Raw genomic sequence first — 20,425 nt, 5'->3', positions numbered from 1 at the left:
CCAGGCGTTGCGGCTGATCGGGAGGTCTTTCATCTGCCGGTTGCTGGGCACAGCGACATGGCGGTCTACTTGCGGTGAGAATCCGCTGGTGGACCGTCATTTTCGTTGCGCGGGCGTGTGTCCTACGGCCTCTGATGAGAGGAGTCCGAGGAATGAGTCGTGACATGACCGTCTTGAGCCCGATGACGATGGGCCGCTCGCGGCAGGACGGACCGCGTGGCTGTGTGGAGCGGTTGCCGAGCGGATCCTGGAGGGTCCGGGTCTACGCCGGAATCGACCCGATCATCCACCGATAGCGGTATACCAGCCTGGCGAGAACCCACATTCTGCCGCTGGTCGACCACATCCCGATCCGTGCCCTGGGCCCGGACGTACTCGAGGACAGCTACGCGCGGCTGCTTCGCTGCCGGGAGCACTGCAACCTCACCGGCTGAACCAGGACATGCGTGTCGACCGCTGCACCCATCGACCGTCCGCAAAATCCATTTCCTGATCGGCGCAGCATGTCGCCGCGCCGTCCGCTGGGGCTGGCTGACCCGCAACCCCTGCACCGACGCCCGGCCACCGGCCGCGAGGCAACCGAACCCGTACCCACCTACACCAGAGCAGGCCGCGCGAATCCTGGCCGTCGCGTGGGCGGACCCACTGGACTTCCCGGAAGGACTCGCTGAAGACCTCCGCCGGCGTCGGCAGGGCGACGTTCGCGATGCTGATGCCGAGGGAGGGCAACAACGCCGACAGCGCGAGGCTGGCAAGCGCCCATCGGGCCGGTCCGTCCACATCGGACCGAACGTCGGGTCTGGACTCCTTGGTGCGCATACCGACGGCGTGGTCAACCGCGGCTCACTGGGGCAAAGTCTGTTGCTGTTTTAGCGAATTCAGTCGGCGATCAGGACTGGGCGGGAGCGGAAGCCGGTGCCGCGTTCCTGTTGGCGGCGGACGAGCCAGCATCCTGGGGCTATTCCGGTGCCACCGTGTTCCGGGTGGATGAGGTAGGCCGGGGCGGTGTTCTCGAATATCGCGATGCCAAGGCGAAGTGGGTCTCGGACTTCGGCGTTGTAGTGACACGTGCCCGGGTCGGCCGCGAGGGTGTGGGGGTTGTTGCCCGCGACGCCACGGACCAGTTCCACGCCGCCTGCGGGGACGGGGTTCCAGCGCGCCCAGGGCTGTGCGGTGACCGTGGTGAGCAGGTTCAGGGGGATGACGATCAGGTCGCCTTGGGCTTGGAGGCCGTCGATCACCGGGACGGTGAGTTCCCGTTCCAGGTGGTCCAGGACGGCGAGGCTGGTGCGGTCGAGGAGTTCTGCGAGGTTCATGTGATCACCTGTGAGGGGTCAGGTCCGGCGCTGGAGCCGGGCGTACTGGGGGCCGGTGAGGCCGTAGGACCAAGCCGCGGCGTCGATGGGGTCGTCGAACCACGGCGGGACGCGTAGGCCGTACTGACGGCGGGTGCCGTCGCGTTCGAGGGAGCCGTTGATGGCCAGGAGCAGTCGCGCCTGTGGACCCCATGGGAGGTCGTAGAGGCGTAGTTCGCAGCCGGGGTTGCCGGGGTCGTCGGCCTGTCTGACGAGGGTCAGGCCCGCCTGCTCGATGTAGGTTCCCCAGCCGAGCCGCTCGATGGCGCAGCGGCGGACTTCGATGTTGGGTTCGGCGCCGATGCGGTCCGCGGTGGGGTTCCGATCACCCAGGCGGGGACTCGGGTTCCGTGCCAGGCATGGACTTCCTCGCCGTCGCGGAAGGTGACGGCGGGGCCGTCCGGGCAGTGCAACCGCAGCTCGGGTTCGGTGTGGACGGACGACGGGCGGTCCGCGATCACGCAGACACCCTCGCGGGGCCACCACCAGCCACAAGAGCGGCCGAGGGTGGCCCAGAGCTCCAGCTGGGCGGTGTCGCTGCCGAAGTCCACACCCGCCAACCGGCGATGCGCGTCGTAGTGGGCTATCCAGTGGGTGTCGTGCTGGCCCCACCACAGCAGGCCAAGCCGCTCGGGCAGCGTCCGGCGTATCAAGCCCGCGACAGACCCCCGGACGACGCCGCGCAAGGTGTCATGCACTTCCCTGGAGAGGACTCGCCGCAGCGGGACGCCGGAACGCAGCGCCGCTACGGGATCCTGCTCGATCGGCCGGAACCACTCCCGGTTGCGGCCGATCCGCCGGTCCAGGCGTTCTCGCATCGCCGCGACCAGTGTCGCAAGCCGGTTCTCCAGCGGCTGCGGACCGTCGAAGGCCATCGGGGACGACTCTGGAAGCAGCCGGGCCGCGGCCGCGGGCGAACCCACCCAGACGAACTCGGGTGGCGCGTGGCCAAGCAGGGCGTACAGGCCGGAGATGGCGTTCTCAGCGGCGCCGCGATCCGCTCGTGCGGTGGACAGCGAGTGGCCGAGCCACTCGGTTCGGAGATCGACTATCAGCTGCCAGAGCTCGACTGCTGAGCGAGGATTCTCTGGGACATTGCGGTACCGCCGCCGTGTGCGGGCGCTCAAAGCGCCAGGGCGAACGCGCCCTTTCGTTCAGTCATGCCGGTCATGGTTTCAGCCCGAGCCTCGACCGCGCAACCCTGAACCCGCGGTGAACACGGCGGGGGAACAGGGCTACCGATGGTCGCGGGCGTGGTCGACCAACAGGTAAGAGCGGTTGCTGGCGTGCTCGACACCCTCGTGCGGAGCGCGGTCGAGCCGGGCGACGATGCGCAGGCCCGCCGCGGCGAGGGCCTCGGTCTCGGCGGCTGGGTCGAGGTAGCGGAAGGTCAGGTCCACCTCGTGGCCCCACCAGGCGTCGAGGTGTTTCGACCCGCCGGTGGGGATGTCGGCGTCGCTGGTGTGGAAGGCGATCAGCGCGTGCCCGCCGGGGCGCAGGACCCTGGCGAACTCGGCGTACGCGGCGGCGCGGTGGTCGGCGTCGAGGTGGATGACGGCGTAGAGGCAGACGAGGCCCGCCAGCGTCCCGGAGCGGACAGGCAGCGCGGTCATGTCGGCGGCGGCCGTCGGGACGCCGCGGGCGGCGGCGCACATCGCGGGCGAGAGGTCCATGCCGACGACGGGGACGCCGCGGTGCGCCAGGTAGGCGGCGACGTGCGCGGGGCCGCAGCCGATGTCGGCGACGGGACCCTCGGCGGTCAGGTCGGCGAAGGCGTCCAGCATGGCGCGGTCGAGGGGCTTGCGCCGCAGCTCGTCGCCGAGTTCGTCGGCGTAGCGGTCGGCGACGAGGTCGTAGCTCCGGCGGGTGCGCTGGGCGTCGGTCATGTCGACCAATCTAGGCAACAATGGTGACCATGACCCAGGTCCTGATCATCGGCGATGGTTCGAACGAGCGATCGACTTGGCCGGTCGGCTAGATTTGGGCGGCTCTCGACCCCGCGTCCGGTGAGGTGTGGACACTGCCCATCGAGCTGACCAGTTACATCGGCAGGCGACAGGAAGGCGCGCAGGCCCGGCGGCTGTTGACGCCCGGGCGGGTGCTCACGCTGACCGGCCCCGGCGGTGTGGGCAAGACGCGGCTGGGGAGTCGGGTCATGCGGGACTCCGCGCGGGCGTTTCGCGACGGTGTCGTGTTCGTCGGGCTGGCCGATCTGCGTGACGCCGGGCTCGTGGCGAACGTGGTGGCCGATCGGCTCGGGCTTGGCGACCGGTCCGCCAGGCTGGTCACGTCCACCGTGGTCGACCACCTGCGGGACCGGTCGCTGCTGCTCGTGCTGGACAACTGCGAGCACCTGTTGGAGACGCTGCGCGAATACGGGCAGGAGAGGCTGGCCGAGTCCCGCGACCGGCGGTGGGTGGCGCGGCGACACCGTGACTGGTTCGACCGGCTGACCGCCCGGGCCGACGCCCAGTGGGCGAGCCACGAGCAGCTCGTCTGGGTGTCGCGGCTGCAGCGCGACCACGCCAACCTGCGGGCCGCGCTGGACTTCTGCCTCACCGAGCCGGGGGAAGCCGGGGTCGCGCTGCGGATGGCGGCGCGGCTCGACGAGTACTGGAGCCTGCGCGGACTCACCACCGAGGCGCGGATGTGGCTGGACCGGTCCCTGGCGGCGACCCCTGAGGATCACCCCGACCGCACGTTCGCGCTGGGCGTGGCCGCGCTGCACGCGCTGTGGCAGTCCGATATGGACACTGCAGCCGCGCGGCTGGCCGAGGCCGAGAAGCTTGCGGGCGACGACAAGTTCCTGGTGACCTACCTGCGATACGTGCGCAGCCTGGAGGCGCTGATCTCACTGGATCCGCGCACCGCCGAACTCGCCACCGCCGCCGCCACGGGCTTCCGCGAACTCGGCGAGGTCCGCCGGGAGCTGCACCCGCTGTTCATCCAAGGCGTCGCGGTCGCGTACGGGGGCGACATCGAGGGCGCCCGCGCCGCGCTCAAGCGGATGGTCGACCTCTGCGAGTCGCACGGCGAGCAGTTCCACCGGGCCATGGCGATGTTCGGCGTGACGATGGTCGAGGTCGACTTCGGCGACGTGGAGCGGGCGGCGGAAGCGGCCAGGGACGGGCTGGCGGCCGACCTGGTCATGGACAACACGTTCGGCGAGACCTTCCACCTGGAAAGCATGGCCTGGGTGGCCGACCGGCAGGGCGACCACACCCGGGCGGCGACGCTGTTCGGTGCCGCGGCGCGACTGTGGGCCGATCTTGGGACCTCGGCGGACGCCGCGGTCTCACTGCCGCACCGGGTCCACGAGGCCTCCGCCCGCAAGGCGCTCGGTTCTGGCTTCGACAAGACGTTCGCGGCAGGACGGGCGATGTCCGCCGCTGAGCGGCGGCGGTTCGCTCTGGGCACCACGGCTGTTCCCGCTCCGGCCGAGGAATCCCCGCTGACACAGCGGGAAGCGGAGATCGCGAAGTTGGTCGCCGAGGGGATGAGCAACAACGACATCGCGGCGAAGCTCGTGATCGCCCGGCGGACCGCCGACACGCATGTGGGGAACATCCTGACGAAGCTCGGGTTCACCAGCCGCGCCCAGATCGCCGCCTGGGTCGTTCGGCGGCGTTGATCGCGGCGGTCGGCCTTGACGCGGAAACCCCGCATTCACGCCATTTATGTCTCTTCCTATTGGGCTGACATCGGAAATTTCCGCTTTCCGAAATCGCGATTTCCCACGTAATGTTCGGTCGCGTGGGGAGGTGCGCCTCAATCTGGGCTTGCTGCCGATGAACCAGGTCGGCCGGGCCGAGGACGCCCAAGGCGAGATCGAGATGGCCTGCACGACCTGGACAGCAGGCCCGCCCTGGCCGCCCGCGGCTATGCGGCGCTGACCCTGCCGAGCACGGGGACCAGGCCGGTGCGCGACCACCTGCGCTGGCTCGCCGAGGCGCTGCGGATCGCGGACTCGTCCCAGATCGACGACGAGCGGCTCGTGGCGGTGCGGTCCAACGAGGTGACGGTGCTGGCGCAGCTGGGCGATCCCGCGGCGTGGGCGGCCGCGGAGCGACTGCCCACGCCCGCCCGGTCGGTCAAGATCCGCAGGCAGCTCGCCCGAGCCCACATCAACCTCGCCGACGCCGCCGCGTGGAGCGGCCACCACGACCGGGCGCGGGAGCTGCTGACCACCGGCGGCGAGCTGCTCTCCGACACCGACGTGCCGTTCCTTTCGATGCTGGCCACCGGCACCAAGCTGCGGCTGGACGCGGCGGGCGGGCGGTGGGCGACGCTGGAGCAGGACGGGGCCCAGCTCATCGACCGGGCAGGGGACATGGCCTACCTGACCGCCGACGCATGGGTCGCCCTGAGCTGGCTGGCGATTGCCCGCGACACCGCGATCCGGCACCTCGACCAGGTGCAGGCCGCCGCCCCGGAGGACGCACCGCTCTCGTGCGTCAGGGGTGGCCGTGGCCGGGCGCGTCCGAAGTCGACACAGTGGACACAGTGGACACGGTGAACGCGGCTGTGCGCACCGTGCCCTCATGCTGGAAGTCGAGGAACAGGCGGTACGTCGCGGTGGTCGGCACCTCGGCGAAGAACACGACTTCCGGTCCCGGCTGGGTCCTGCCGTCGCCGGGCGCGCCCTCCGGGTGCACGTGCAGGTACGCGAGGTCGCCTTCGCGGAGCGCGACCACGTGCCCATACGCGCCAAGGTAGGGCTGCAGGTCGGCTACCGGCTTGCCGTCCTTGGTCACCGACAGAGTCACCTTCGAGGACGAGCCCGCCACCAGTTCGCCGGCGAGGCGCACTTCGTAACCGTCCACTGTGGCCACCCGCGATTCCGGGTGGGCGACCGGCTCGACCGGGCCGGGCACGGCGAGATCGACGCCGAGGGTCATCCCTCCACCAACGGCGGGCGCGAAGTCGGCGAACGCCCGGTAGCTGCCCGCTTCGGCCAAGTTCAGCCACACCGTCCAGGTCCCGTCCGGGGCCATCTCCGGGTGGACGTGCTGGAAGCCCGAGGTGTCGCGGCGCACCACGATGAGGTGCAGCCGTTTCTCGTGCTCGAGGTCGAACGCGGTGACGGCTTGTCCCCCGGCTTTGGTGATCCGAAAGGAGAAAGGCTGGTCGGGACCCGCGGGCAGCGTCGCGTGGGTGGGCGTGGAGGTGTATCCGCCCCTGGACGACGACAGGCCCTCGGGCAGGTCGTTCCGCGTGCTCGCCGGGACAGTGTCGCCGTGGGTCTCCCCGTGCGCCTCGGCCCGCGCGGCGGGCTCGGCGGAGAAGGGACCGACAGCGGTGCCGACCGCCCCGGCGCCCGCGGCGACCAGGACGAGCGCCGCACCGTAGGCGGTGAGCTTCGCTGGAGTCTTCATGTCTCTGCTTTCTGACGTGCCGCCGGTCTAGGCGGTGAGTTCGTACCCGGCTTCCTCGACTGCTGCGCGCACCTCGGCTTCGGCGAGGTCGCGGATGCTTTCCACGGTGACCGCGCCGGTCGGAAGGTCGACCTTGACCGACGTGACACCGTCGATGCGGCCGACTTCGTCCCGGACGGACTGGACACAGTGGCCACAGGTCATCCCAGTCACGGTGTAGGTGGTGGACTCGGACATGGGGGCACTCTCCTTCGGGTTGAACTGGACGCAACTATACCCCTAGGGGGTATCGAAGACAAGCTTGCCGTCCATCGGCGACGGTGTTAGGTTACGGATACCCCCCAAGGGTATGCACAACGAGTTCAGGAGGCTTCCGGTGTCCAGCGAAGAACATCAGCACGCGGGTTCGCACGACCACAGCGCCATGGACCACCGCACCGTGGGCCACGGCCCCGTGTCCTGGCGGATGGCCGCGTCGGCCACCCTGCACTGCCTCACCGGCTGCGCCATCGGCGAGGTGCTAGGCATGGTGATCGGCACCGCGCTGGGCTGGGGAAACGTCGCCACGATCGCGCTCGCCGTCGTCCTCGCCTTCTTCTTCGGCTATGCGCTGACCATGCGCGGCGTGCTCCGCGCGGGGGTCACGTTCAAGCAGGCCGTCAAGGTCGCGCTCGCCGCCGACACCCTGTCCATCGCGGTGATGGAGCTGGTCGACAACGGCATCATGGTGGCCGTGCCGGGTGCCATGGAGGCGGGTTTGAGCAGCTTCCTGTTCTGGGGCGCGCTCGCGTTCGCCCTGGGCGTGGCGTTCGTCGTGACCTGGCCGATCAACCGGTGGATGATCGGCCGCGGCCTCGGCCACGCCGTGGTGCACGCCTACCACTGAGCGTGCTCAGGTGACGGTGATGACCCCGGTGTACATCCCCATCGAGCACGAGTACTCCAGGGTGCCGGGTTCGAGAACACCGAGGTCGATGCGGGTCTCGCCGGTCACCGGCAGCGTCTGCTCGATGCCGCGCGAGGGCACCACCAGCGCCCGGACGCAGCCCTTCGCGTTCTGCGAACGCACCAGCAGGGTCGTCGGGAGGCCCGCCCGCGCGGCGACGTTGGGCGGGCGGTAGGCGCCGGTGACGGCGATGATCTCGACGACCTGGGTGCCCGCTTCGATGGTGGTCGCGTCTGGTCGACTTCGGCGCTCATCAGCCTGCTCGCGGCCAGCGGCGACCCGGCCAGTTCCAGCCCGCCGTTGACGGTGTACAGGCCGGTCAGCAGCAGCACGACCCCGGTGGCGATGGCCAGCCTGCCGCGCCAGGCGGTGGCCGCCTTGCGGGCGGCGTAGCCGAGGACGGCGAACAGCGGGCCGGTGCCGAGCACGAAGACGGCCATCGTCGCGGCACCCGCCAGTGCCGAGCCGGAAGCGAGGGCCAGTGCCTCGACCGAGAGCGTCACCCCGCACGGGATGACGACGGTGGCGAACCCGAGGACCGCGGGCGCGAAGGCGGCCTGCGAGCGGGACTGGTTGCGGACCATGCGCATCCAGGGCAGCGGCGGCATGATGACGATGCGCCGGAACCCGGGCACCCCGAGCTGGGCGAGCCCGAAGACGATGATCAGGGCGCCGGCGACGAACTGCAGGGTGATCCGGGCGCCGAGCGAGAGCTGGACAGCACCGCCGACCGCGCCGAGCAGGGCGCCGAGCAGGGTGTGGGAGAGCAGTTTGCCCGCCATGAAGCCGCCGACAGGAGTGAGGTCGTCACCGAGGCGGGCGAGGGCGGTCTGGCCCGCGGGTGGGGCTTGGTCGTCGGGGCGCTGCCGGGAGACAAGTCCGGCGAGGAGGCCGCCTTGGACGGCGGCGCAGGAGATCCCGCCTGCCAGCAGGCCGGTGAGGAGTACAGCGAGAAGGTCCACGGAAAGTGCCTTTCGAGTGCGTGCGGAGAGTCGAGGTCGGCGGTCCGAACAGGGGTTTCGGACGGACCTCTTCTACGTCCGCAGCACGCAGAGGCGAACCGGATCAGGACTGGGCCACGCGAGCCGCCGCAGCGCGGCCGGGAGCCTGCCCGCCGGGGCCCGGACCTCGACGGCGTTGGGCCTGCCCAGGCGGACCATCGCCAGGAGGACGGCGACCGCCACGGAGACACAGAGGGCGATGAGCCCGCGTAAGCCTGACTCCGCAGGTGAACCGGGGTGGATACCCGGATCGGTGATCGGGTGGTGTGCCATCGGTGCGCTACCGCCGCGGTGGGCGGCGTGTCCGCCGACGTCCGCCGTCGCGAGGGGGGTCGCTGTCTCGGCGGCGCCCGCTGTGCAGTGCAAGCCCAGGGTTGCCACGGCGGCGAGCAGGAGGGCGACCATCAGCCCGGCGAGTGACACTCGCCGGGCTCGATTGATCTTCGCCGCGGACACCCCGCCAGGGTACGGGCGTGCGGGTCGTCGATGGAACCGCCCATCGTTCCCAAAGCGCGGGCCCGGTGAGCGGCGACAATTCGATCAACGTCGCTGGCAGCGCGGTCTTGGAGTGCGGACATGAGCAAAGTCGGGATTACCTTCGCCGTGATCGCTCTCGCCGCCACAGTCAGTGGCTGCGGGGGCACTCCGCACGAGCCCCCCGGCCGGTTACGCCGCGGGGCTTGAACACGGCCAGCACGGTCGCGGCGAGCAGCACCAGCAACGCGAGCACCGAGTGCAGGACGTGGGTGGAATCGCGGAGGACACCGATATCCGGCACAGTCGGCGCGAGGTCGGCGAAGTGGCCGATTGACCTGGTGTACAGCAAAAGCAGGGTGGTGGCGACGAGGTTGAGCACCAGTTTGAACAGCACCCAGTAGTGCCGCACCAGCCCCCACGGCCCGCCCAGCGCCGACACCAAGCCCGTGAGCAGCGAGCCAAGGCTCAACGGCACCACGGCCACCCACATCACCAGCTCCATCAGCGGATACGCGCCGCGCACCAAGGCTGCGTCCTCGCTGCGCAGGGCCGCGATGGCGAGCACCAGGTAGGCCGCGACCGCGCCCAGCCACCCGACCGACGCGACGACGTGCAGGGTGAGCGCGAACTTCCGCGTCCGCTGGCCCATCCTCATCCGAGCACCGCCGCGCTGGAGACGTGTCTGCCGGGCCCGTGGTCGCCGCCGAGGACTCCCGTCGCCATGAGGATGACCAGCAGCGCGATGAGGGCGCCCACCGCGATGAGCGAGACCTTCACCCAGCGCGGGACGCCCGGCGGGTGGTCATCCGGTTCGTGTGCCATGGTCCAAGTTTTGCGAGACACTCTGTCGCTGTCAAGTCATCTTGTATCGGCAGCGGCGAAACGTATGATGACCAAGTGCCGAAACTGTGGAGCGAGACGATCGAGGAGCACCGCCGCACGGTGCGCGACGCGACGCTGGACACCACGGCCGCGTTGGTGGCGAGGCACGGCTTGGCGGGCGTGACGATGTCGCGGGTCGCCAAGGAGACCGGGATCGGCCGGGCCACGCTGTACAAGTACTTCCCGAGCGTCGAATCGATCGTGCTCGCCTGGCACGAACGGCAGGTCGCCGACCACCTGGCGCACCTGGCGGCCATCCGCGACGGGGCGGGCGAAAACCCGGGCGACCGGCTCGCCGCGGTCCTCGACGCCTACGCCGTGATCAACCACCACCGGTCGCTGCACGGCCGCCACCCGCACGGCGCCGAGTTCGCGGAGTTCCTGCACGCGGGCGCGCGGGTCGCGAGCGGCCACGCCCAGCTGCGGGCCATGATCGCCGACCTGCTGCGCGCCGCGCACGGGAGCGTGCGGGAGGACGTCTCCCCCGACGAACTCGCGTCGTTCTGCCTGCACGCCCTCGACGCCGCGACCGAGGCGCCCACGAAGGCTGCGGCGCGCCGACTGGTCGCGGTCACGCTCGACGCGCTGCGGCGACGCTGACCCCTATTCTCGGTATAGCGGCGATTGATACCCAACTCGCTATAGGGGACGACCCGGATTCCTCCACCAGGATGGTTGACGGTTCGGCGCGGCGCCGACTCCTCGACCTGTTTGGGGGAAGATGTGATCAGCAAGGTGTTGGCCGGGGCCGTCGTGATCGCGGCACTGCTGGCGGGCGCGCCACTGGCGGTCGCCGAGGACCGGCGTGACTGCTACGACCCGACCGTCCCGTTGACCGTCGAGGAGAACCGGCTGACCCGGCCGATCCCGCAGGACATCTTGCGCCGCAGCGGTTTCGACCGGTACGCGACGACCTTCAGCGCCGCGCTGTGCGCGCTCCCGGGCGCGCCGTCGGCGACCGTGCTGGCCTCGGCGAGCGGGAAGACGCTGTGGAACGCCGCCGTGGCCAGGGCGCAGTCCCCCGTGCCGACCGACGGCCTGTCCGTCACCGACGACCGCCCGCTCTACTGGGCGCGCCTGCGGTTCACCAGCCTGCTGCGCCAGTGGACACCGGCGGGCGGCCTCGACGCGAGCGAACGTGCGGCGCTGATCCTGAGGTTCGACCGAGCCTCCCGCGGACAGGACACGCTGCGGCTGCCTGCGGGCGACGGGATCCGGCGGATCGTCGTCAGCGGGTTCGACCCGTTCATCCTCGACGCGGACATCCGCCGCAGCAACCCATCCGGCGCCGCCGCGCTGGCCCTGGACGGCACCATCGTGCGCACGCCGAACGGCCCCGCCCGGATCGAGACGGCGATCTTCCCGGTGCTGTGGCGGCCATTCGAGCAGGGCACGGTGGAGGACACGTTCCTGCCCCACCTGCAAGAAGGCCCGGCGCGGGCGGACATGTTCGTCACCGTGAGCCAGGGCAGGCCGGGCCGGTTCGACATCGAGGGCTACAACGGCCGCTGGCGGGGCGGATTCCCCGACAACGACAACATCTCCTACACCGGCGTCGTCCCGGTCCCCGCGCACGTGCCGACCGTGACGCCCGCGCCGGAGTTCGTGCCGAGCACACTGCCCGCCGCCGACATGGCCGCGGCGCCGCCCGGGCGGTTCCCCGTGCACATCAACCCGAGCGTGACCGAGATCCCGGCGGGCGAGACCGCCCCGGTCTTCCAGCCGAACGGCCCGACCCCGGGTTCGGTCGCCCGAGCGGGCAGCGGCGGCAACTACCTGTCCAACGAGATCGCGTACCGCACGACTCTGCTGCGCGACGCCCTCGGCCTGCGGATGCCCGGCGGGCACCTGCACACGCCGGTGCTCGTGTTCGGCCCGGGAAACACCACGGAGATCAGCGACCCGGTGTTCGAACAGAACCGGCTGGACATCATCGACCAAACCCGGGCACTGGTAACCGCCGCGGTGCCGCCTCCGCGGGATTAACCTCGACTCTCGCGGATCGGCGCCGGTCCCATCGACGGCCAGAGTCGCGATATGCGCGGCAGCGAGAGTTCCGGGAAGTCGACGACCCTGGTGTCCGACGTGGCCACGACCGCGCGTGGATGGCGGCGTTGGCTTCGACGTCGCGGGCGACGTAGCGCGGCTGGGCCACGGCGATGGACAAGGGTTCCCGCATACGGTCCACCATCCCATGATCGCTTGATTCGCCGGCCGGAACCGGGATACTGCCGGACATGGGCGGACGCGCGGCGCGACTCGTGATGATCTCGGCTCTGCTCTTCGGGGGGTGCTCGTCGCCCGCGCAGGCGAAGACGGTCGTGTTCACCAAGGTCGACCTGTCCGCCACGCCGATCGCGCTCACCGTGGACGGCGACGCGCTGGTGATCGGAGTGCGCCGGGACGACCAGGCGACCAAGCCGGGTCTGCTGCGCCGGACCGCGGACGGCGCGCTCACCGAGATTCCCGTTCGCGGAGCCAGCCCGTACGGCCTGCTGGCGACCTGGAAGTCGATCGACGTCGACGGGGGCCGGATCGTGGCGGTCGGCGGCGAACGCGGTGGGGCGCACGGCAATGTGCGGTGGAGCGTGTGGGACGGGTCCGCGTCCGGTGTCGTCGAGAAGCCGCAGGGTTTCAGCACTTTCGGCGGCTACGGCGCGGGAGACCTGACCGCGGCGGTGATCACGCCCGCCGGACCCGCGCTTGTCGGCTCGTGGAACAGCGAGCAGGTCGGGCTCGACGTCGCGACGTGGACGGCCGAGGGCGACACGTGGACGCGGCGGAGTTCGGCGGGGACGGCCCTGGAGAGCACCCAGGCGGCACTGGGCTTCCCGATGGCGGCTTCCGCGCTGGGCCAGGGTGTTCTCGTGGCGGGCTGGCAACTCGCCGACGACCGGCTGACGCCGGTGGTGTGGCGTTCGACGTCCGGTGTCGACGGGTGGACCAAGACCACACTGCCCGACACGGGTGCCACGGCGAGCGCGATCTCCTTGGCCTGCCAGGCAAGCACGTGCGCGGTCGCGGGCCAGGTCGACGGGAAGCTCGCCGTGTGGCGGCTGATCGACGGGACCTGGACACGCGTGCCCGGGGCTCCCCCGATCGCGGTCGGCGACAAAGACCCACTGCCCGCGCCCGTGGAAATCGGGCTGCGTGTGGTCCAAGTCGTGTCCGACGGCGGGCAGGTCAAGATCGCCCGGGCGGACAGCGGGAGCTGGACGGTGCTGTCCGCGCAAGGCCCGACCGGTGTGGTGACCGCCGCGGCGACCATCGGCGACGCCCTGTTCGTGTTGGCCGGCCCGGACGCCGAGCACCAGTCCCTGTGGCGGGTCGGCGAAGGCGACATCATCGGCCGGTAATCACGCCACGGCTGGAATCGGCCATGTCCGAATTGTGCGAACCAGTCGCGTTCGCCGATTCGGATCAGCACCGGAATCGATTTCCGACATTCGTACTACGCTATTCGGTCCATCACTCGAAGCTATAGGTGATTGATATGGCCCGAAACCCCTGCACGTATTCAATTCGTAATAACCGACCCATGCGTTCTCGCCTACGTTGCGGCTTCTACAAACGTTGTTTGAAGCCAATCAGGAGGACGCGTGCGTCGCAGAATGGTCGTCGCGGTCGCGGCGGTCGCGGGAATCAGTTTCATGCCGGGGGTGACTTCGGCGACCGCGGCGCCCGCGCCCGCCGCGGGCCCGGCCGCGGCGGTCGAGAACGCGCCGGACGAGCTGGTCTCCCCCGCGGAGAGCAAGCGCAGGGCCATGCGCCAGGAGGGCCTGACCAAGGTCCTCAAGGGCGAGGCCACCGCTGAGAAGCGTGGTGCCAGCACGGTCGTCAAGGTCAGCGACGGCTCCACCAAAATCAACCGGACGGCTGGTCGGACGACCACGCAGGTCGAGACCCCGGCCCAGTACGTCGAACTGGCCCGCGAGAAGACGGACAAGATCTTCGTCGTTCTCGCCGAATTCGGCGACGAGCGCCACCCGGACTTCCCGGACAAGGACACCGACCCGAACACCGCGGGCCCCACGCGTTTCGACGGGCCGCGGCACAACCAGATCGCCGAGCCCAACCGCGCGGTGGACAACAAGACGATCTGGCAGCCCGATTACTCGCGCGAGCACTTCCAGGACCTCTATTTCTCGCACGCCGAGGGCGTCGAGTCGGTCAAGAACTTCTATGAGCGGCAGTCCTCCGGCCGGTACTCGGTCGACGGCACCGTCACCGACTGGGTCAAGGTCAAGTACAACGAGGCCCGCTACGGCCGCTCCAACGGCTTCCCGTGCGGCGGCCGGATCTGCGGCAACAGCTGGAACCTGGTGTCCGACGCGGTGACCCAGTGGGTCGCCGACCGCCAGGCCGCGGGCGCCACCCCCGTGCAGATCCGCACCGAACTCGCCGAGTTCGACACGTGGGACCGCTACGACCACGACCACGACGGCGACTTCAACGAGCGCGACGGCTACATCGACCACTTCCAGATCGTGCACGCCGGCGGCGACCAGTCCGACGCGGACCCCGCGCAGGGCGAGGACGCCATCTGGGCGCACCGCTGGTACGCGTTCTTCAGCACCACCAGCGGCCCCGCGGGCAACCCGCTGGGCGGCACCCAGATCGGTGACACCGGCCTGTGGGTCGGCGACTACACGATGCAGCCGGAGAACGGCGGCCTCGGCGTGTTCGCGCACGAGTACGGCCACGACCTCGGCCTGCCCGACCACTACGACACGGTCGGCCCCGGCGGCGGCAAGGAGAACGGCGTCAACTGGTGGTCGCTGATGGCGCAGAGCCGCGTCTCGGCCACCAACGAGCCGATCGGCTTGCGCGCCAACGACTTCTCCGCCTGGGACAAGCTGCAGCTGGGCTGGCTGGACTACGAGACCGTGGTCGCGGGCCAGGACACCAAGCTCAAGCTCGGCCCGCACGCCTACAACACCAACGACGCACAGGGTCTGGTCGTTGTGCTGCCGGACAAGGAGAAGACCACGCTGCTGGGCACCCCGACCGAGGGCGCCAACATGTGGTGGAGCGAGCGCGGCGACAACCTGTCGAACACCCTGACCCGCACGGTCGACCTGACCGGCAAGTCGGCCGCGGAGCTCAAGCTCAAGGCGCTCTACGACATCGAGGACTGCGACTGCGACTTCCTCTACGTCGAGGCCTCGGTCGACGGCGGAGCCAGCTGGACGGCGCTCGACGGCGTCGCCGACGGCAAGCCGTTCACCCGCAGCGCGGTCGGCCAGCCGGCCATCACCAACGTCACCGGCGGCCGCTGGGTCGACGTGTCGGTGCCGCTGAACTCCCTGGCGGGCAAGACCGCGCAGCTGCGGTTCCGCTACCAGACCGACGGCGGCCTGATCATGGACGGCTTCCGCGCCGACCAGATCTCCATCACCGCCGACGGCGCGGAGATCTTCGCCGACGGCGCGGAGGCAGGCGACAACGGCTGGACCGCCAACGGTTTCCGGGTCACCACCGGCAAGGAATCGAAGTTCTACGACAACTTCTACATCGCAAGCTACCGGGCGTACACCTCGTACGACCGCTACCTGCGGGTCGGCCCGTACGACTACGGCCACACCGACAAGCCCAACTGGGCGACCCGGTTCCCGTACCAGAACGGTCTGCTCGTGTCCTACTGGGACACTTCGCAGGTCGACAACAACACCAGCGCGCACCCCGGTGAGGGCCTGATGCTGGTCGTCGACGCCAACCCGGACCCGATCTACAACCTGCAGGGCGCCGCCTGGCGTCCCCGCGTGGCGGGCTACGACGCGCCGTTCTCGCTGCAGAAGTCCGACTCGTTCACCCTGTACGCACAGGGCAAGCCGAGCTACGTGCGCGGCAAGGCGGCCCAGCCGCTGTTCGACGACCGGCGCCCGTTCTGGTCGCCGCGGCAGCCGACGGCGGGCGTCAAGCTGCCCGCGGTGGGTGTGGGTATTCGGGTGCTTTCGCAGCAGGACAGCACGATGACCGTGCGGGTGTTCCCGACGAAGTAGGTTGGTTCTCTTGAGCCGGGGTCCGCTTTCGAGCGGGCCCCGGTTTCGTTTGCCAGGACTACTGCCTGTTGACATCCGCTGTAGTCAGTCCGATCGACCCGCAAGCGTCCAGCAACTTGCGGTCGCCGCTGGCCACTACCAGATCGCTGCCGTCGAGCCGCTCGGCGGACGCGCAATGCAAAGCGTCATAACCGCGCAACGAACACGAGTGGGCAAGCTCAGCGGCCCGGCCAACGACATCCTCGTCGGCCTCGACGAGGTCCATCTCCGCCCACAGCCGCCGCAATCCACGCAATGCTGACTGATGGCTTCGGACGGTCAGACGGTCGAGTCGCAACGCTTGGGCCAGAGCCGCGGCGGTCTCCACATGAAGCAATCGACTGGTGACTACCGTGTCCGCCTCGTCCCAGAGCCTGCCGCAGAATTCACTGCTCGGCTCGGCGACCAACAACGGGACAAACGCTGACGTGTCGAAATAGACGATCAACGGCGCTGCTCTGCGACAAGGTCACTCACGAGACCTTCGGCGGGCACCGGTTTCGGAGCGGCGCGCTTAGGGCGCTTCGCGCGTTGCACTCTGCCTTCCGCGACGAGTCGCTCCAACGCCGTCGGAGCGCCCGCGGGCACGATTCGGGCGATCACCTGACCGTGATCGGTAACAGTCACAGTACCGCCGCGACGCACCACCGCCAGGTGTCGGCTCAGCCCGTCGCGCAATGACCGCACACCAACCTCCACGCCGACCTCCTGTAGCCACATCTCCCATCTCAAATGTAGCCACAAAACGAGGCCAGGTCCACTGGGCGGCCGGGTCAGTCGGGCAGCAATGGCGCCGAGACGCCGGGGTCTCGGCCGAGTAGCACCGCCCTGGTGACCGCCACCGAGCCGAATCGGTCGCGCAAGCCGTCGATGGTGACGTCGAGTTCCGAGGTGTCCGACGCCTCGAAGGAGAAGGCCAGTTGCACCGCGCTGTCTTTGCTCAGATTGGCCAGGGTCAGGCCGATCAGGGTGATTCCTTGATCGTGGATCATCGGCATCGCGGTGCGTAAGAGGGTTCTCCCCGCCGCCATGATCTGGGCTGTGTCGTCGGTGGCCTGGGCGAGGGTGTGGGAGCGGGTGGCCCTGGTGTAGTCGTCGAACCTGAGGCGCAGGGTGACGGTTCGGCAGACGCGTTTGCCGTCGCGGAGGCGTCTGGCCAGGCGGTCGGCGATGGCGACCACGGTGGCGTCGAGGTCGGCGTGGGTTCTCGGTCTGCGGCCGAGGGCGCGCTGGGAGCCGATCGAGCGGCGGCGGACGCCGACCCGGATGCGGCGCGGGTCGCGGTTGTGGGCCAGCGCGTGCAGGTGTCGGCCGGAGGCGCGGCCGAGAATGGACATCAGGGCGGACTCCGATAAATCGGCCACCTCGCCGACCGTGGTCAGGCCCAGTTCGTGCAGCTTGCGGGCCGTCACCTTGCCCACGCCCCACAGCCGCTCGACCGGCAGCGGGTGCAGAAACGCCGGCTCACCCTCCGGGTCGACGACCAGCAGGCCGTCCGGTTTGGCCACCGCGCTCGCGACCTTGGCGAGGAACTTGGTGCGGGCCACCCCCACGGTGATCGGCAGGCCGACCCGGCGCAGGACGTCGGCGCGCAAGCGGGTGGCGATCTCGGCGGGTGTGCCCGCGATCCGCCAGAGGCCGGCGACGTCGAGGAAGGCCTCGTCGATGGAGATGCCCTCGACCAGCGGCGTCGTGTCCCGGAAGACCTCGAAGACCGCCTTGCTCGCCTCGGAGTACGCCGACATGCGCGGCGGCACCACGATGGCCCGCGGGCACAGCCGCCGCGCTTCGGCGCCGCCCATGGCGGTGCGGATGCCGAAGGCCTTCGCCTCGTAGCTGGCCGCCAGCACCACCCCGCCGCCGACGATCACCGGGCGACCGCGCAGCCACGGCTTGTCACGCTGCTCGACCGACGCGTAGAACGCGTCCAGGTCGGCATGGAGGATCGTCGCGCGGCTCGACACGAACATATGTTCGCATGCTCGCCCGACAATCTCGAATAGATCACAGTCCACACACACCTATTGCCGATAGGTTGGGGTGGTGTCATTCCCCGAATCCTCATCCGGGCGCCGGGCGACGCCGACGTTCCCGCCCCGCCCCCTCGATGACTCACGCACCCCTTCGCTGATCCTGAGCGCACTGCCCGACGTGCTGCCGGAGTCATTGCGCCGCGAGGAACCACCGGCGCCACCGCCCCAACGCAGCGGCCCGAGCAGCGCCACGGTCGTCAAGATCGCCGCCGCCGTGGTCGTCGCCGCCCTGGTCGGCCTCGGTGTCTGGGCGCTGATCGACACCGAGCCCGCGCCGCCCGCGCCCGTCGCCCAGCATGAGTTCACCTTCACCCGCGCGGCCCAGCCCGCGGCCGCCGTCCTCGACAGCGACTGCGCGGACCACGCCTACGGCCAGACCAAGCGCTTCCTGGCCACGACCGTCTGCCAGCAACTGACCCGGGCCCTGTTCACCACGACCCTGAGCGACGGCCGGATCGCCTACAGTTCCATCGCCGTCGTGCGCATGCGGTCCGACGCGGACGCCACGGCCCTGTTCGAACTGGTGCGCAAGGACGACACCGGCAGCGTCGCCGACATCGTGCGCGACCGCGCCGCCACCGCGCCCGGGCTCGACCGGCTCAGCAGGGGCGGGTTCGCCGCGGCCAGGCACGAACGCGACGTGGTGATCGTCGAGAGCGACACCGCGGCGAAGGACCCCGATCCCGAGGCGCACCGCAACGAGATGAAGCGGGTCAGCTCGGACGCGCTGCGGCTGGGCCGCGACCTGAAGTAGACAGCGGCCGATTCGGCATTCACGGAGAACTTCCTGCTCAGGCCCGGCGATACCGTTCGTTTCAGTATGCCGCCGAACGCTGAGAAGGAGGCTGTCGAAGCCATGAGCATCTCCGAAATCGCGCATCCGAGCGACCAGGCAGACCGGGTCCCGCTGTCGTTCAACCAGGAGTTCCTCTGCAATTTCGACGACGGCACCGACAACGGCCCGTTCGGATCCGCCTACAACATCGTCACCGGGTGGCGGCTGAGCGGCGCGGTGGACGTGGAGACGCTGCGGGCGGCCCTCGGCGACCTGGTGGCCCGGCACGAGACGCTGCGGACGCTGATCGTCAACAACGGCGAGGAGCGCTACCAGCGGATCGACCCGCCCAGCGTGCCGGAACTGACGGTGCTCGACCTGCGTGACGTCGCACCGGAGGACCGCGAGCGCCGCGTCGAGCAGATGCTCTGCGACGGCGAGGCCGCCAAGCACACCGCACGCGAGTTGCCGCTGATCCGCGCGGTCCTGGGCCAGTTCGACGACACGGACTCCGCGCTGGTGTTCAGCGCCCACCACAGCGCGGTCGACGAGTGGTCGCTGCAGCTGATCATGCGCGATGTCGCCGCGTTCTACATCGCCCGCAAGACCGGGCAGGAGCCCGATCTGCCGGAGATGGCCCAGTACCGGGAGTTCTCGGCGAAGGAACTGGCCAAGGCGGACTCCCCCGCGGTCAACGCGGCCCGCGCGTACTGGCGGACGAAGCTCACGGGCGCGCGGCTCACGCCGACGCCCCTGGACATCCCGCGGTCCGAGGGACTGCCCAAGATCACGTCGTGGCACCGGTTCCTGATCGAGAAGGAGCTGACCGCGCCGGTGGCCACACTGGCGCGCGAGCTGCGGTGCACGCCGTTCATGGTGCTGCTGGCCGCGTACAAGGTGATGCTGCACAAGGCTTCGGGGTCGACCGACATCACGGTGGCGACGTTCACCGCGGGTCGCGGCGACGCCCGGTTCCACCACACCGTGGGCTCGTTCTTCAACTTCGTGCCGCTGCGCACGGATCTCTCGGGCTGCGCCAACTTCCGCGAGGTGGTCAAGCGGACCCGCGCCACCTGCCTGGAGGCGTACAAGCACGACATCCCGTTCGGACAGATCATGGCCGAGGCGCCGGAGCTGATGGCGTCGGTCATGACGAACACCGACGCGGGCACGGCGTTCCAGGTCATCGGCTCGCCGTTCGTCGCCGACACCACCACCGGCGAACTGCGCTACAGCGCCTTCCGCCGCCGCGTGATGTCGCAGGAGGTCGGCGGCGACATCCCCGACGGCGCCCTGCTGCAGCTCGGCGTGGCCCCCGAAGGCGACCTCGTGGGCACCCTCGGGTTCAACAGCAACCTGCTGCGGGAAAGCACGATGCTCGCCATGCTCGACGACCTGCGCGCGGTGCTCGCCGACCACGTGGCGAAGCCGGACGCGGCGCTCTAGCGCCTGTCTCGCAGTGCGGGTGCGCGCCAGCCGTGATCGGGGTGGTTCCTGGCGGTGCGGACGGATCGCCACTCATACCGGGTGTATTCGGGCG

The 20,425-nt window shown here is 69.9% G+C and carries 23 protein-coding genes and 1 pseudogene; 10 read left to right on the top strand and 14 right to left on the bottom strand.

The window, feature by feature from the left end; genetic code table 11:
• Positions 1–423 precede the first annotated feature (423 nt).
• The 5 genes from ACRDSQ_RS13340 to ACRDSQ_RS13320 all read right to left on the bottom strand — a co-directional run bounded on the left by ACRDSQ_RS13340 (position 424) and on the right by ACRDSQ_RS13320 (position 3,241).
• A complete protein-coding gene (locus ACRDSQ_RS13340) occupies positions 424–819 on the bottom strand; it encodes a hypothetical protein (protein ID WP_431421320.1) in 396 nt (131 codons plus the stop codon).
• 59 nt (positions 820–878) lie between these two features.
• Positions 879–1,316 carry a hypothetical protein gene (locus ACRDSQ_RS13335; protein ID WP_431421319.1) on the bottom strand — a complete coding sequence of 146 codons (438 nt, stop codon included), beginning with the start codon at positions 1,314–1,316 and terminating at the stop codon, positions 879–881.
• Between the two features lie 18 nt (positions 1,317–1,334).
• Positions 1,335–1,619 (bottom strand): DUF6745 domain-containing protein, encoded by a 285-nt coding sequence (locus tag ACRDSQ_RS13330; RefSeq protein WP_431421324.1) that lies wholly within the window; start codon positions 1,617–1,619, stop codon positions 1,335–1,337.
• Entirely contained in the window at positions 1,574–2,482 is a 909-nt protein-coding gene (locus ACRDSQ_RS13325; RefSeq protein WP_431421317.1) for a DUF6745 domain-containing protein, read from the bottom strand. The genes ACRDSQ_RS13330 and ACRDSQ_RS13325 overlap by 46 nt, the downstream gene beginning before the upstream one ends.
• Positions 2,483–2,590: 108 nt before the next feature.
• Positions 2,591–3,241 (bottom strand): class I SAM-dependent methyltransferase, encoded by a 651-nt coding sequence (locus ACRDSQ_RS13320; protein WP_431421316.1) that lies wholly within the window; start codon positions 3,239–3,241, stop codon positions 2,591–2,593.
• 125 nt (positions 3,242–3,366) lie between these two features.
• Between ACRDSQ_RS13320 and ACRDSQ_RS13315 the strand changes: the two genes are divergently transcribed.
• The 3 genes from ACRDSQ_RS13315 (at position 3,367) to ACRDSQ_RS13305 (ending at position 5,871) form a co-directional block, all read left to right on the top strand.
• Positions 3,367–4,986, top strand: coding sequence for a LuxR C-terminal-related transcriptional regulator (locus ACRDSQ_RS13315; protein WP_431421315.1), 1,620 nt, complete (start codon positions 3,367–3,369; stop codon positions 4,984–4,986).
• Between the two features lie 130 nt (positions 4,987–5,116).
• Positions 5,117–5,248 carry a hypothetical protein gene (locus ACRDSQ_RS13310; protein ID WP_431421314.1) on the top strand — a complete coding sequence of 44 codons (132 nt, stop codon included), beginning with the start codon at positions 5,117–5,119 and terminating at the stop codon, positions 5,246–5,248.
• A 26-nt stretch (positions 5,249–5,274) separates the two neighbouring features.
• On the top strand, positions 5,275–5,871 hold the full coding sequence (locus ACRDSQ_RS13305; RefSeq protein ID WP_431421313.1) for a hypothetical protein: 597 nt from the start codon (positions 5,275–5,277) through the stop codon (positions 5,869–5,871).
• Here the strand turns inward: ACRDSQ_RS13305 and ACRDSQ_RS13300 are convergent.
• Together ACRDSQ_RS13300 and ACRDSQ_RS13295 are read right to left on the bottom strand one after the other, a co-directional pair.
• Positions 5,810–6,730, bottom strand: coding sequence for a hypothetical protein (locus ACRDSQ_RS13300; protein ID WP_431421312.1), 921 nt, complete (start codon positions 6,728–6,730; stop codon positions 5,810–5,812). The two genes, ACRDSQ_RS13305 and ACRDSQ_RS13300, sit on opposite strands and share 62 nt — an antisense overlap.
• Positions 6,731–6,757: 27 nt before the next feature.
• A complete protein-coding gene (locus ACRDSQ_RS13295; protein ID WP_431421311.1) occupies positions 6,758–6,967 on the bottom strand; it encodes a heavy-metal-associated domain-containing protein in 210 nt (69 codons plus the stop codon).
• Between the two features lie 187 nt (positions 6,968–7,154).
• Here ACRDSQ_RS13295 and ACRDSQ_RS13290 point away from each other — a divergent pair, with 187 nt between their 5' ends.
• A complete protein-coding gene (locus ACRDSQ_RS13290; protein WP_431421323.1) occupies positions 7,155–7,616 on the top strand; it encodes a DUF4396 domain-containing protein in 462 nt (153 codons plus the stop codon).
• A gap of 6 nt (positions 7,617–7,622) precedes the next feature.
• On the opposite strand, the gene ACRDSQ_RS13285 is transcribed toward ACRDSQ_RS13290, so the two are convergent.
• From ACRDSQ_RS13285 to ACRDSQ_RS13265, 5 genes and pseudogenes are all read right to left on the bottom strand, one after another.
• A complete protein-coding gene (locus tag ACRDSQ_RS13285) occupies positions 7,623–7,868 on the bottom strand; it encodes a cupredoxin domain-containing protein (RefSeq protein WP_431421322.1) in 246 nt (81 codons plus the stop codon).
• A 125-nt stretch (positions 7,869–7,993) separates the two neighbouring features.
• A pseudogene (locus tag ACRDSQ_RS13280) lies at positions 7,994–8,638 on the bottom strand (sulfite exporter TauE/SafE family protein); the annotation flags it as partial.
• Between the two features lie 72 nt (positions 8,639–8,710).
• Positions 8,711–9,133 (bottom strand): hypothetical protein, encoded by a 423-nt coding sequence (locus ACRDSQ_RS13275; protein ID WP_431421309.1) that lies wholly within the window; start codon positions 9,131–9,133, stop codon positions 8,711–8,713.
• A gap of 169 nt (positions 9,134–9,302) precedes the next feature.
• Entirely contained in the window at positions 9,303–9,809 is a 507-nt protein-coding gene (locus tag ACRDSQ_RS13270; protein WP_431421308.1) for a DUF2269 domain-containing protein, read from the bottom strand.
• A complete protein-coding gene (locus ACRDSQ_RS13265) occupies positions 9,806–9,976 on the bottom strand; it encodes a hypothetical protein (protein ID WP_431421307.1) in 171 nt (56 codons plus the stop codon). Before ACRDSQ_RS13265 ends, ACRDSQ_RS13270 begins: the two co-directional genes overlap by 4 nt.
• 75 nt (positions 9,977–10,051) lie before the next feature.
• On the opposite strand from ACRDSQ_RS13265, the gene ACRDSQ_RS13260 reads away from it, so the two are divergent.
• The 4 genes from ACRDSQ_RS13260 (at position 10,052) to ACRDSQ_RS13245 (ending at position 16,038) form a co-directional block, all read left to right on the top strand.
• Positions 10,052–10,636: a TetR/AcrR family transcriptional regulator gene (locus ACRDSQ_RS13260; RefSeq protein ID WP_431421305.1), complete on the top strand. Its 585-nt coding sequence runs from the start codon at positions 10,052–10,054 to the stop codon at positions 10,634–10,636.
• Between the two features lie 123 nt (positions 10,637–10,759).
• Complete coding sequence (locus tag ACRDSQ_RS13255; protein WP_431421303.1) at positions 10,760–12,022, top strand: pyroglutamyl peptidase; 1,263 nt, start codon at positions 10,760–10,762, stop codon at positions 12,020–12,022.
• Positions 12,023–12,273: 251 nt separating this feature from the next.
• On the top strand, positions 12,274–13,392 hold the full coding sequence (locus ACRDSQ_RS13250; RefSeq protein WP_431421302.1) for a hypothetical protein: 1,119 nt from the start codon (positions 12,274–12,276) through the stop codon (positions 13,390–13,392).
• A 243-nt stretch (positions 13,393–13,635) separates the two neighbouring features.
• Positions 13,636–16,038 carry an immune inhibitor A domain-containing protein gene (locus tag ACRDSQ_RS13245; protein ID WP_431421300.1) on the top strand — a complete coding sequence of 801 codons (2,403 nt, stop codon included), beginning with the start codon at positions 13,636–13,638 and terminating at the stop codon, positions 16,036–16,038.
• A 58-nt stretch (positions 16,039–16,096) separates the two neighbouring features.
• On the opposite strand, the gene ACRDSQ_RS13240 is transcribed toward ACRDSQ_RS13245, so the two are convergent.
• Both ACRDSQ_RS13240 and dinB read right to left on the bottom strand, forming a co-directional pair.
• On the bottom strand, positions 16,097–16,525 hold the full coding sequence (locus ACRDSQ_RS13240; protein WP_431421299.1) for a type II toxin-antitoxin system VapC family toxin: 429 nt from the start codon (positions 16,523–16,525) through the stop codon (positions 16,097–16,099).
• 325 nt (positions 16,526–16,850) lie between these two features.
• Positions 16,851–18,047, bottom strand: coding sequence for a DNA polymerase IV (dinB, locus tag ACRDSQ_RS13235; RefSeq protein ID WP_431421298.1), 1,197 nt, complete (start codon positions 18,045–18,047; stop codon positions 16,851–16,853).
• Between the two features lie 73 nt (positions 18,048–18,120).
• Between dinB and ACRDSQ_RS13230 the strand changes: the two genes are divergently transcribed.
• The gene (locus ACRDSQ_RS13230) at positions 18,121–18,864 is read left to right on the top strand and encodes a hypothetical protein (protein ID WP_431421296.1); all 744 of its coding nucleotides are present in this window, start codon (positions 18,121–18,123) and stop codon (positions 18,862–18,864) included.
• Between the two features lie 102 nt (positions 18,865–18,966).
• Positions 18,967–20,331 (top strand): condensation domain-containing protein, encoded by a 1,365-nt coding sequence (locus ACRDSQ_RS13225; RefSeq protein WP_431421295.1) that lies wholly within the window; start codon positions 18,967–18,969, stop codon positions 20,329–20,331.
• Positions 20,332–20,425: the final 94 nt, after the last annotated feature.

The sequence above is a fragment of the Actinokineospora sp. genome (assembly GCF_050699995.1).
In the GTDB taxonomy this organism is placed as follows: domain Bacteria; phylum Actinomycetota; class Actinomycetes; order Mycobacteriales; family Pseudonocardiaceae; genus Actinokineospora.
The sequence above is the reverse complement of the archived record's forward strand: the minus strand, read 5'-3'. Positions and strand labels throughout refer to the sequence as shown.